Below are 10,902 nucleotides of genomic sequence, written 5' to 3'. Positions count from 1 at the left end.
TTGCCGGCTTAATTTTTCCCATTTTTTATTAAGTTCTTTAATGTCAATATTATCAGAGCCGTAAACATCGGCTAAATTTTTAAAATAAGCGGGTAAATTTTTGTAGGTTTCAGGGATTTTACCTTCTTGTAAAAGTTGATCAGTTTTATCAGCCAAAACTTGAAATCTGCTTACTATTTTTGGCCATTCAAAAGGAAAAACATCGCAATATGGTTTTAAGTCAATACCTTTATCTTTTTTAGAATTATAGATATCGTAAACACGCTCGGCGCCATCAATGTTTTTTAATGAAGTTTCTTCTTTTCCGCCCGGCGCGTCAGCCAATTCTATTTGTTTAACATAAGCTTGGTCAAAATATTTTCCCAAGATTCCGGCTGCGTCAAGAAATAAATCCAACTCCGATTTGTTAATGCCCATTTTTGAAAAATTTTCATCAGTCAATTTTTTTGACCACTCTCTTGATAGAACAATGGCCGCTAATTGTTGTTCCGAAGAAGCTAATACCAGTGTCCGCCAAGCTTCAGGGATAATTTCTCTTAAAGGTTCAAGTATTTCAAATTGTTTTAAGGCTAAATTCTCATCAAGTTTGTCGGGGTCGGAAAGAATTTTTTTTATTTCCTTATATTCTTTGTTCTCGGGAATTTTATTCGCCCATTCGGCTGATTTATCTTGCAAGGCGGAAAAAACAAAATCTTTCCATCGTTCATTAACGGTATTTTTTGCCAGATCAAAAAATTTATCAATACTTTCAATATTTTTCGGACATTCGGGCCAACCATCTTTTTCAATTGATTCTTTCAATTTTAATCTAACCTCTCGGATGAAATCAATATATTCAGGCAAATCCTGATTTTTTAAAACATCCAAACGATTGGTGCTGTCAATTGGAAATTGTTCTCCGAATTTTGGTTTTCCCATATTTTTTTATCGGGCTGCTGGGAATCGAACCCAGTCTATCTGCTCCCAAAGCAGACGTACTACCGGTATACTACAGCCCGATTTTTAATATATTTTAGTCAAATCAATTCCGGTGTAATAATATTTTAAAATTTGAGAAAAATTTGCGCCTTGATTGGCGGCCACAATTGCGCTGCGTTGAGGCATGCCCACGCCATGGCCCAATAAAGTTTTTCCTTGACCGGGCGGATCTATTTTAGAAACTAAATAATCCACAGGTGCCGCGGTCATTACCGCTTCAACAGATGATCTGGTTCGTCCGTCGCTTTGAGCGAAATAATAAGCTGAAATTGGATTATTTTGATAAGTTGCCACTACGCCTTGAGTCGCGATTAAAGCGGTTAGAGTATTGGTCATTCTTAATTCGCGTTGATAACCTCGGTAAACTTGGTCAGCCTGAGTGGATCGCACGGTAAACAATGAATCTCCATCCGGTGTATTGGTATATTTAGGACTGATATATCTGGAGGTGGCATAAGTTCTGGCGGCAATTGCTTGAGCTTTTAAAAATTCTATCGGAGAAGAATCTCCCGCTTCGCCTAATCCTTTTAAATAATCTTCCATCGGTAATTGGTTAATTAACCAAAGCCGTTGAGTTGAGGCATTATATTGTATTTCCATGTTACCTCGAAATTCATTATCATTTTCTCCGCCATCCCAAAAAGGTCCGTTTTGCCAACTTTGAATTTTAAAAATCGTTGAATCATCTCCTTTAAATTTCACGAAAGAGTCCAGCATCATCAATCTTTTTCCTTTATCGTCAAGAATAAAATAGCGTTTAAGTTTAAAATCAAAATCCACTTCCATAATTCCGCCGTCACTGACGCGAATTAAAAGTTTATTATTTTGGTCAAGAAGTTGATAAACTTTTTTATTAAGAGTTGAAATTTTAAAAGGCAAATAATTCTTTTTTTCTTTTTCTTCTAAATAAAGCAAGCCGACTCTTATATCCGGCCCTTCAGATGCGCATTGAAAAAGAGGTTGAGTGGCAATGGTTATTTCCGGCGGAATACTTTGCCAGAAAGTTTTTGTTGTCGGAGTGGGAGTTGGCGTAGGCGTTGGTGTGGGCGTAGGAGTAGGAGTTGGCACGGGTGTCGGAGCAGGCGTTGAAGATGAAGGGATTACTTTTAAAGGAATTTCAATTTCTCCGCCGGGAATCAAGGTGTTGCCGGCAAAAAGATTAAATTTTTCCCAATATAAACCGGGTTGATCAGGCGCTAAAAGAGTAAAATTAAAAGTTATTTCTCCCTGAGGATCAACTGTTGAAATTGAGTTAATTCGATTTGGCGCGTTAAAGTCATACCAAGTCGGATAAGAAAACTTACTTTTCATTCCTGAAACAGTTCGCAAAGTTAAAAATTGCGTGCCGGTACCGCTCCAGTACATTTTGCCAATATTTTTAAATTTAACCCAATAATCTACGGTTCCGCTTGTGATTACTTCCGGTATGCCAACTGAACTTTGTTGTAATCTTTGAGCCTGATAATCTGATTGAGCGAAAGTTTGATTCGGAAAAGCCAAAGACAAGGCGGGCAACAGCCAGAAAATAAAAATAATTTTTGAATAAAAAATCTTTCGCATATCGTACATTCTAACAAAAAACTAAAATTAGTCAATCCCGCACCTGTTGTCAGCGAGTACGATTGCCAAATTGCTATTTTTTGATATAATTTAATTAAATATGCCAGGTAGTAGAAATTTGACCGTCCCGCCGAAGCGTGACTAAAATAAATATTAATAAATCAAATTCTTGCTATTCTGGTATCTACACTTAGATTTAAATAATATTAGATCATTTAAGCAGTCAAATTTTCACTACCTGATATGAGCTTAACCAGTTTGGTCAGTAAAAATACATTTGTCCATTTGGTCGGTAAAATAATCAGCCTTTTTTTGAGTCTGATTATTTTCAGCATGATTACTCACTATTTGGGCACAGAAGGATTTGGTCAATTCACGACCGTGACTTCATTTCTTCAAGTTTTTGCCATTTTTGCCAATCTTGGTTTATATTTGGTTTTTATTCAAATACTTTCCGCGCCCAAAACCGACGAAAAAAAAGTAATCAGCGATTTTTTCAGTTTTCGTTTAATTTCCAGTATTGTTCTTTTATTTATTGCTCCGTTGATTGCCTTATTGATTCCTCAATATTCCGGTTTGATAAAAATCGGAATATTCATTACTGTTTTTAGTTATATTTTCACTTCTTTAAGTCAGTTGTTGACCGGTTTTTTCCAGACCAAAATGCAAATTAAAAAAGTGGTTTTTGCGGAAATTGCCGGCCGTTTGGTTTTATTGATTTTAACTGAATCGGCTATTTTATTAAAAACTAATTTGATCGGAATTTTAGTCGCTCTCATTTTTTCCAGCTTGGTTGAATTTTATGTTCTTTACCGTTTTTTGGGCCAGCAAATTAAAATATCTTTATTGCCCGATTTTCATGCCCATTTTAATATTTTCAAAAAATCTTGGCCGGTCGCTCTTTCAATGATTTTGACAACAGTTTATTTCAAGGGCGATACGATTATTCTTTCTTTATTTCAATCACAGAATGATGTTGGCATTTACGGCGCGTCTTATCGGATTTTGGAAACTCTGATTTTATTCCCGCCGATTTTTGTCGGGTTGATTATGCCTTATTTAAGCCGTTCTTGGGCCGAGAAAAATCTTGAATCTTTTAAAATGATTTTTCAAAAATCTTTTGATTTTTTTATGGTTATTATTTGGCCGCTCATTATCGGAACAATGTGCTTGGCCGCGCCTTTAATGATGTTTGTCGCCGGCGCTGATTTTCTTGTTTCTGCGCCACCGCTCAGAATTTTAATTTGGGCCACGGGTTTGATTTTCTTGGGAACTTTGTCAACTTATGCCGTGGTTGCCATAGAAAAACAAAAATTAATGCTTCCTTTTTATTTTATTTCCGCTCTGGTGGGCTTGATTGGTTATCTTATTTTTATTCCCCAATATTCTTATTACGGCGCGGCGTATATGACGATTGTCGCCGAATTATTGACTACTGTCTTATCTTTCTGGATTATTTATAAAACGACCAAATTTTTACCAAATTTTAAAATCGGTTCAAAATCGCTTCTGGCCAGCTTGATTATGGGATTTTTTCTGTTGATTTTAAGCGGTCAAAATTTATTCTTTTTGATTTTCGTGGCAATAATAATATATTTTGCCGCGCTTTATTTTTTAAAAACAATTTCTTCTCAAACCATTAAAGAAATTGCGAATTTGAAATAATTTTTTATGTATATTTATTTTTTAGTTTTAATTTGTGCTGTTCTACCGGCTTATCAAATCAGATTTCAGATTTCCGGTTTGCCGATAACTTTATTGGAAGTAATGATTTTGATTTTATTTGTTGTTTGGCTGGTAGAAAAAATCAAAAATCAAAAATCAAAAATCAATCCGCCAGCTGGCGGACAAAATTTAAAATTAAACAGCTGGTTCTGGATAATTGCGATTTGGTTAATAGTAGCCACCATTTCCATGTTTATTGCTCCGAACTTGCGAGAGGCAGCTGGGATTTGGAAGGCGTATTTTGTTGAGCCGATTCTTTTATTAATAGTTTTCCTTGACTTGATAAAAACAAAAAAAGATTTGAATTTAATTTTAAATGCGCTGATTTTTTCCGCTTTTTATTGTTCTGTCTGGGCGATTTGCCAAAAGATTTTTCATTTCGGCGGCATGATGAGCACGGAAGTTTGGAGCGCGCCGAAAATTTGGCGGGCAACCGGTCTGTTTCCTCAATCAAATTTTTTAGGATTGTATTTGGGTCCGATTATTGTGCTGACTTTTGGACAAATAATCGCAAATCGCAAAAAATATTTATGGTTTATAGCTTATAGCTTGGTATTTGTATTATCACTCGCGGCGATAATTTTGGCGCGTTCTAATGGGGCGATTTTGGGAGTTTTAGTTGGACTGATTTTTATGGGACTTATTCATAAATCAAGCAGAAAATGGACAACCATTGCTTTAATTATTTTATTATTGATTATTAAATTATTACCGGTGGCGCGAAATTATGTTTGGCAAGAGGCGACTTTTCAGAATCTTTCCGGACAATTGCGGGTTAATATTTGGCAAGGCGCGATTTCTTTGATTAAAACCAATCCGATTTTAGGCGTGGGATTGGATGGCTATCAAAATTTAATTCCTCAATATCAAGCCAGATTTTACGATCCGATAACGCATCAATTAATTTCAGTGGAAACCCACCCTTATCCGCACAATTTATTTTTGGCTCTTTGGTGCGAATTAGGATTGGCAGGTTTAATTGTTTTTTTAATTATTATTTTTCAATTTTTTAAATTTGGATTTAGGGAATTGTTTAGAAATTTGAAATTAGAAATTAGAAATTCAGACTCGGGAAAAGATAACCAAATATTGATTCTATCACTTTTGGCTTCCATGGTAACAATACTAGTCCACGGAGCAGTTGACACTCCTTATTTTAAAAATGATTTGTCAATTTTATTTTGGTTGATTATTGGTTTAAATATAATTATTGACAAAAGCGATAAAATGAGATATAATATAAATATGGAAGATCAAAAGAATAATATGGATGAATTATTCAAAGACCTTGTTCAAAAGAGAAAATTAACCAAAATTATTTCTTCTTCGTCTCTTAATAAAAAAGATAAGGATTTTTGGATTAAGTTAATCAATCATTTAGATTCCGAACAAACGGATATTTTTATTAATTTGATTGAAAATAATTCCGATAATATTGATCTCTTGAATAAAAATTTAAAAGATAAAATGGAAATTATTTCTTCTAAGAATTTTAATTTATGGGAAAATATCTTAAAAGAAGAGGAGGAAATGATTAAAAAATTAATTTAATTAAATATGGAAAGATCTTACGAACAATTTATGGGGCAAGAGCCGGAAATCGAGAAAAAAGATCCGATAACAGAAATCAAAGATAAAGAAAATAATTTATTTTCAAAATTCAGATTTGGCGGCGTACCAAGACCGGTCAGAAATTTAATTTTTGGTTTGACTTTAATGACCAATTTTGCTACTGCTGAAGCATTTACTTTCCGTAAACACCAAGAATCGCAGCAACAGACAGCCCAAGAACAAGTAGGGCCGGCGGAAGAACAAGAAAATATGTCAGAAGAAGAAATCAAAATGCATCAAGAATACGCCCAAGAAGTAAAAGATCAATTTGATGCGGCTATTGATTCTATTACAGCAGGTAATAAATCTTTTTTTCGACAATTATATACTGTTACTTTTATGGAAGAAAGGGGTGTGGGAAAATTTATATGGGACCACCACCAACAACCGCTTTGGGAAAAGAGATTAAGACCGACTAAAATAAAATCACTTTCTGATGGTGAGAAAGTCCAATTTTGGGTTGATCAAAAAGGGTTTATCCAAAATGATTTACAGTTGAAAGGCTCTTCTGCAACCATAGAAAGCGGTATTATTGATTTAGATAAATTCGGTGAAATTATGAATAAGCGACATCCTGATATGAAAAAAAATTTAAAACCGGGCGAATCAGCCTGGATAGAAGACAAGGCTGATTTAGAAGGAATAATAGATCGCATTATTACTCATATGCAGGAATATAAAGATATGAGTAATAAAATAGAAAAGGAATATGCACGCACAAGCCTAATTGAAGGGGTAGAACAAATAAAAACAGAATACGGCTCGCAAATTTTTGATAAAAATTTTTTGCAAGAATATCAGGAAATTGTTAATGCTAAATAGAATTTATTGACGATTTGTCTAAAATCTGATATTATCAAAGATAATTAGAAAAAAGGAGGGGGACATGAAAGGCGAATGGTATCTGCATTATACAGATGATTGGGGGAATATAATTAAAATAGGGCTTAAATCCACGACGCAAGCCCGAGCATTTGAAGAAGCGAATAAAAAGTGGTGGGGAGTCAAAAAAGAGATGAAGAAAAAAAAGGGTCCATACACGTTGATTCCGTCTCATCCGAAGTTGGTGAAAGTCATATCATTAGACTTAAAATGAAGTAATATCAATTAGAGATTAAAAGGGGTCCTTGATTGAGAAGTCAAGGACCCTGTTTATTTTGACGAATAGGAAAAATAAGTATAAAATATAAGATAAGAATCTTGCAGATTAATTTATGTTTTTTGTTTATATTTTAAAAAGTTTTAAAGATAAATGGTTTTATATTGGGTCAACTTCAGATTTAAATAAAAGATTAGAGGAACATAATTTAGGGAAAGTTGTTTCTACTAATTTTTATCGACCATTGAAATTAATTTATTATGAAGCTTATTTTTCTGAAAAAGATGCAAGGCATCGCGAACATAATTTAAAGTTAAAATCTAGAGCTTTTGCTCAGTTAAAAAAGAGACTTGAGAGCACGTTAGAAAATACATAAAATTTAATTATCTTTAAGAGGCGTGCCTCCACACCAAACGGGAGTGGAAAAAATAAATAATATTTTAATGGCACAATTTATGAAGATAAATGTACGGGATGTAAATATAATATTCCCGTTTGGTGTGGAGGCGTGGCTGAGTGGTCGAAAGCGGCAGTTTCGAAAACTGCTATACCCGTAAGGGTATCAGAGGTTCGAATCCTCTCGCCTCCGTATTTACATATTTTATTTTTAATAAAATATGTAAATACACAGATAGATAAGATTCGAACCGCGGGCCGCAGCCCCCGACGAGGGGGCGAAGGTTTCGAGCCATAGCAATGGCGAGAAGCGAATCTTCCCTATTTGTCCAAGAGCGAAGCGATTGGCAACAAACAGCAATCCCGATAGTAAGAGGGATGCTGCCTCCTCCGTTTTATTTTTTTTATTAATTGATATAACTGTAATTTATGAATTATTTGAAATTTTGCTCCAAATGCAAAGATAATTGCTGCTGTTTGAAAGATGACGAAGAAGGCATTATTTTTATCGGCATTTTAGATGCCATAAAAATAAAGAAGAAAACAGGAAAAGATTTTTCAGAATTTTTGGATTTTTCAAAACTAACATCATCGGCCATTAAAAAAAATATTGAAAAAAGTTATCGAAAAATGTTATTGGATCACAGGCTTTTAAGAATGAAAAAGAAGAAAAATGGCGCTTGCGTATTTTTAAATAAATTAGGCGTTTGTTCGATTCACAACTTTAGGCCATTAATATGCCGTCTTTATCCTTTTGATTATTATCCAAAAAAAGGAGCCGGTTTTTTCAATGAAATTCCCGAGTGTCCCATTCAGGTCAAATACAAAGGAACAATGCCTTTATCAAAATCTGAAATAAACAGATTGAAGAAAATTAAGAGAGATATGAGAATTGATGATAATTTTTATATCAAGAATATTAAAAAATTTGCCAATGACAATAAATTATTGTCCAAATAGAGGAACTATGAAAATTAAAAAGAATGTCCAGCAAAAATATTTTGAGGCGATAATTGACGGCAGAAAAAGATTTGAAGTGAGATTGGCCGATTTTAAATGCAAATCAGGCGATACTATCGTTTTGGTTGAGCAAAAAGATAAAACAAAAAATATTACGGGCAGGAAAGTTGAATGCGAAGTTTTGTATAAACTAAACACTAAAGAACTTAATAAATTTTATAAAAAGAAAGATATTGAAAAATACGGCTTGTTGATTTTAGCCGTGCGTAAAAAATTTAAATTTAAATAAAAAATTGTTAAAATAAATTATGTTGCAATATTTAGTTTTCGTCGGAGCGGCGGTTCAATTATCAGGAGTATTTTCTTATATAAAAGAAACTTTAAAAGGAAATACCAAGCCGAATAAAGTTACTTGGCTGATGTGGTCTATTGCTCCATTAATAGCGACCTTTGCGGCGATTTCAAGCGGAGTAAGATGGTCTGTTTTACCCGTTTTTATGGCCGGATTTTGTCCTTTATTAATTTTTATCGCTTCTTTTGTAAATAAAAATTCTTATTGGAAATTGGAAAAATTTGATTATCTCTGCGGGCTTTGTTCAGCATTGGCGCTTATTCTTTGGGGTATAACCAAAGAACCGATTATCGCGATTGTGTTTGCAATAGCAAGTGATTTATTTGCAGGAATTCCCACTTTGGTAAAATCATGGAAATATCCGGAAACAGAAACTGTTACTGCTTACATTACTGGATTATTCAACGCGCTTACAAGTTTTGCAGCAATAAAAATTTGGAATTTTTCATCATGCGCTTTTCCTGTATATTTAGTAATTATATGTACTTCTCTGATTTTCTCCGTTTATCATCGCAAAATTTTTAAAAAATAAATTCATTTCAATTTTATTAATTAAACGTATTAAACATTATATTTTATGACTCAAAATTCACAGAGTACAGTTCAAAATTTTTCCGAACTCGGCATTGCTCCGGCGCTTTATAACAGTCTTTTAAAATTGCATATCACTATTCCGACTCCGATTCAGCAAAAAACCATTCCAACCGCTCTCGAAGGAAAAGATGTGGTCGGTATTGCTCAAACCGGAACAGGTAAAACATTTGCTTTCGGACTGCCGATGATTCAACGGCTTAACCAAATAAAAGGCTGTGGACTTATTGTTTTGCCGACTCGCGAACTTGCTTTGCAAGTTGATGAAGCGTTATATAAAGTAGGCGCAGCAGTGGGATTAAGAACAGCCGTGGTAATTGGCGGAGCGCCAATGGGTGCGCAAATTCGCGCCTTAAATAGAAATCCTCATATTATTATCGCCACACCCGGCCGTTTAAATGATCATCTTCAGCAAAGAACGGTTCGGCTTAATAATGTAGTTATCGCGGTTTTGGATGAAGCTGACCGAATGTTGGATATGGGATTCGCGCCGCAAATTAAAACCATATTTCAGGCAATTTCTCCGGAAAGACAGACAATGCTTTTTTCCGCCACCATGCCGGCCGAAATTTTAACCATGGCAAAAATGTACATGAAACTTCCGATACAAATTGAAGTCGCGCCGACCGGAACGACTGTGGAAAAAGTTACGCAAGAAATTTTTATTATTCCGCAGCAAGATAAATTTCCATTATTGGAAAAATTATTAACGCAATATAAAGGATCGGTACTTATTTTTACGCGAACAAAACACGGCGCGAAAAAATTAAACGAATCAATTCAATCTTTGGGATATACGGCAAATGAAATTCATTCAAACAGATCTCTTGGCCAGCGCAGAGAAGCGCTTGCCGGATTTAAAACCGGTAAATACAGAGTATTGGTTGCGACCGATGTCGCGTCTCGCGGAGTGGATGTTGTCGGCATTGAATTGGTTATCAATTATGATTTGCCGGAAAACAGCGAAGATTACGTGCATCGCATCGGCCGAACAGCGCGAGCCGGAGCGGTCGGGCACGCCATATCATTCGCCACTCCATATCAAAGAGGGGAATTGCGGGACATTGAACGTTTGGTTCGAAAAAATATTCCCATTTCAAAAACTCCGGAACTTCCTCCAATGAGAAAAGGATTAACGCAACAAAAAACAGAAATGCCGAGAAGACGGGAAAATACCGCTCCAAAAAACAGAGACGATTATCGATCATATAGATTTCATAAACCCCGAAGATATTAATTTTAATTTATGCAAGAAACCATAGAAATATTTGACGTGGCGGTTATCGGCGGCGGACCGGCGGGTATGATGGCAGCCGGAAGAGCGGCGGAATTGGGCGCCAGCGTGGTGCTTTTGGAAAAAAATAACAATCTCGGAAAAAAATTGCTTATGACCGGCAAAGGCAGATGCAATCTGACGCAAAATCAGCCTGACAATCGCGAATTCATAAAAAAAATCGGTGCGAACGGGAAATTTTTATTTTCATCTTTGGCTTGCTTTGGTCCGGAAGAAACAATGCAATTTTTTAAATCGCATAACTTGCCGCTTAAAACAGAAAGAGGAAAAAGAGTTTTTCCGACATCCGACCGCGCGGAAGATGTGTTGAAAGTTTTGCAAAGATATCTCAAAGAA

General features: G+C 35.2%; 12 protein-coding genes and 2 tRNA genes. 11 read left to right on the top strand and 3 right to left on the bottom strand.

All coding sequences use genetic code 11. The features are described 5' to 3' along the window. The 3 genes from WCW66_06790 to WCW66_06780 all read right to left on the bottom strand — a co-directional run. Nucleotides 1-918 (bottom strand): hypothetical protein (locus WCW66_06790; GenBank protein MFA6392411.1); only part of this gene is annotated, 918 nt, incomplete at its 3' end. A 9-nt stretch (nucleotides 919-927) separates the two neighbouring features. Continuing rightward, nucleotides 928-998: transfer RNA gene (locus WCW66_06785), tRNA-Pro, on the bottom strand. A 4-nt stretch (nucleotides 999-1,002) separates the two neighbouring features. Next, nucleotides 1,003-2,538 carry a SpoIID/LytB domain-containing protein gene (locus tag WCW66_06780; GenBank protein MFA6392410.1) on the bottom strand — a complete coding sequence of 512 codons (1,536 nt, stop codon included), beginning with the start codon at nucleotides 2,536-2,538 and terminating at the stop codon, nucleotides 1,003-1,005. A gap of 243 nt (nucleotides 2,539-2,781) precedes the next feature. Here WCW66_06780 and WCW66_06775 point away from each other — a divergent pair, with 243 nt between their 5' ends. The 11 genes from WCW66_06775 to WCW66_06725 form a co-directional block, all read left to right on the top strand. Then, complete coding sequence (locus WCW66_06775; protein MFA6392409.1) at nucleotides 2,782-4,203, top strand: flippase; 1,422 nt, start codon at nucleotides 2,782-2,784, stop codon at nucleotides 4,201-4,203. Between the two features lie 546 nt (nucleotides 4,204-4,749). After that, nucleotides 4,750-5,814: an O-antigen ligase family protein gene (locus WCW66_06770; GenBank protein ID MFA6392408.1), complete on the top strand. Its 1,065-nt coding sequence runs from the start codon at nucleotides 4,750-4,752 to the stop codon at nucleotides 5,812-5,814. Nucleotides 5,815-5,820: 6 nt separating this feature from the next. After that, nucleotides 5,821-6,696, top strand: a complete 876-nt coding sequence (locus tag WCW66_06765; protein ID MFA6392407.1) for a hypothetical protein — start codon at nucleotides 5,821-5,823, stop codon at nucleotides 6,694-6,696. 64 nt (nucleotides 6,697-6,760) lie between these two features. Next, on the top strand, nucleotides 6,761-6,970 hold the full coding sequence (locus WCW66_06760) for a hypothetical protein (GenBank protein MFA6392406.1): 210 nt from the start codon (nucleotides 6,761-6,763) through the stop codon (nucleotides 6,968-6,970). A 118-nt stretch (nucleotides 6,971-7,088) separates the two neighbouring features. Beyond that, nucleotides 7,089-7,349 (top strand): GIY-YIG nuclease family protein, encoded by a 261-nt coding sequence (locus WCW66_06755; GenBank protein ID MFA6392405.1) that lies wholly within the window; start codon nucleotides 7,089-7,091, stop codon nucleotides 7,347-7,349. 126 nt (nucleotides 7,350-7,475) lie between these two features. Continuing rightward, a tRNA-Ser gene (locus tag WCW66_06750) sits at nucleotides 7,476-7,562 on the top strand. A 236-nt stretch (nucleotides 7,563-7,798) separates the two neighbouring features. Beyond that, the gene (locus tag WCW66_06745) at nucleotides 7,799-8,329 is read left to right on the top strand and encodes a YkgJ family cysteine cluster protein (GenBank protein MFA6392404.1); all 531 of its coding nucleotides are present in this window, start codon (nucleotides 7,799-7,801) and stop codon (nucleotides 8,327-8,329) included. 7 nt (nucleotides 8,330-8,336) lie between these two features. Next, nucleotides 8,337-8,618 carry a DUF3850 domain-containing protein gene (locus WCW66_06740; protein MFA6392403.1) on the top strand — a complete coding sequence of 94 codons (282 nt, stop codon included), beginning with the start codon at nucleotides 8,337-8,339 and terminating at the stop codon, nucleotides 8,616-8,618. A 19-nt stretch (nucleotides 8,619-8,637) separates the two neighbouring features. After that, nucleotides 8,638-9,213: a hypothetical protein gene (locus tag WCW66_06735; GenBank protein ID MFA6392402.1), complete on the top strand. Its 576-nt coding sequence runs from the start codon at nucleotides 8,638-8,640 to the stop codon at nucleotides 9,211-9,213. Nucleotides 9,214-9,258: 45 nt separating this feature from the next. After that, nucleotides 9,259-10,509, top strand: coding sequence for a DEAD/DEAH box helicase (locus WCW66_06730; protein ID MFA6392401.1), 1,251 nt, complete (start codon nucleotides 9,259-9,261; stop codon nucleotides 10,507-10,509). Nucleotides 10,510-10,518: 9 nt separating this feature from the next. Beyond that, nucleotides 10,519-10,902 (top strand): NAD(P)/FAD-dependent oxidoreductase (locus tag WCW66_06725; GenBank protein MFA6392400.1); only part of this gene is annotated, 384 nt, incomplete at its 3' end.

It is taken from the genome of Patescibacteria group bacterium, from assembly GCA_041664365.1.
In the GTDB taxonomy this organism is placed as follows: domain Bacteria; phylum Patescibacteriota; class Patescibacteriia; order UM-FILTER-42-10; family UM-FILTER-42-10; genus JAHJEX01.
Note: the sequence above shows the minus strand (reverse complement) of the source record. Positions and strands in the feature narration are given on the sequence as shown.

Bases quoted from the DNA above. Each gene is read 5' to 3' on its own strand.
- WCW66_06780 (MFA6392410.1), bottom strand. From the start codon at position 2,538: ATGCGAAAGATTTTTTATTCAAAAATTATTTTTATTTTCTGGCTGTTG.
- WCW66_06775 (MFA6392409.1), top strand. From the start codon at position 2,782: ATGAGCTTAACCAGTTTGGTCAGTAAAAATACATTTGTCCATTTGGTC.
- WCW66_06765 (MFA6392407.1), top strand. From the start codon at position 5,821: ATGGAAAGATCTTACGAACAATTTATGGGGCAAGAGCCGGAAATCGAG.
- WCW66_06760 (MFA6392406.1), top strand. From the start codon at position 6,761: ATGAAAGGCGAATGGTATCTGCATTATACAGATGATTGGGGGAATATA.
- WCW66_06755 (MFA6392405.1), top strand. From the start codon at position 7,089: ATGTTTTTTGTTTATATTTTAAAAAGTTTTAAAGATAAATGGTTTTAT.
- WCW66_06745 (MFA6392404.1), top strand. From the start codon at position 7,799: ATGAATTATTTGAAATTTTGCTCCAAATGCAAAGATAATTGCTGCTGT.
- WCW66_06740 (MFA6392403.1), top strand. From the start codon at position 8,337: ATGAAAATTAAAAAGAATGTCCAGCAAAAATATTTTGAGGCGATAATT.
- WCW66_06735 (MFA6392402.1), top strand. From the start codon at position 8,638: ATGTTGCAATATTTAGTTTTCGTCGGAGCGGCGGTTCAATTATCAGGA.
- WCW66_06730 (MFA6392401.1), top strand. From the start codon at position 9,259: ATGACTCAAAATTCACAGAGTACAGTTCAAAATTTTTCCGAACTCGGC.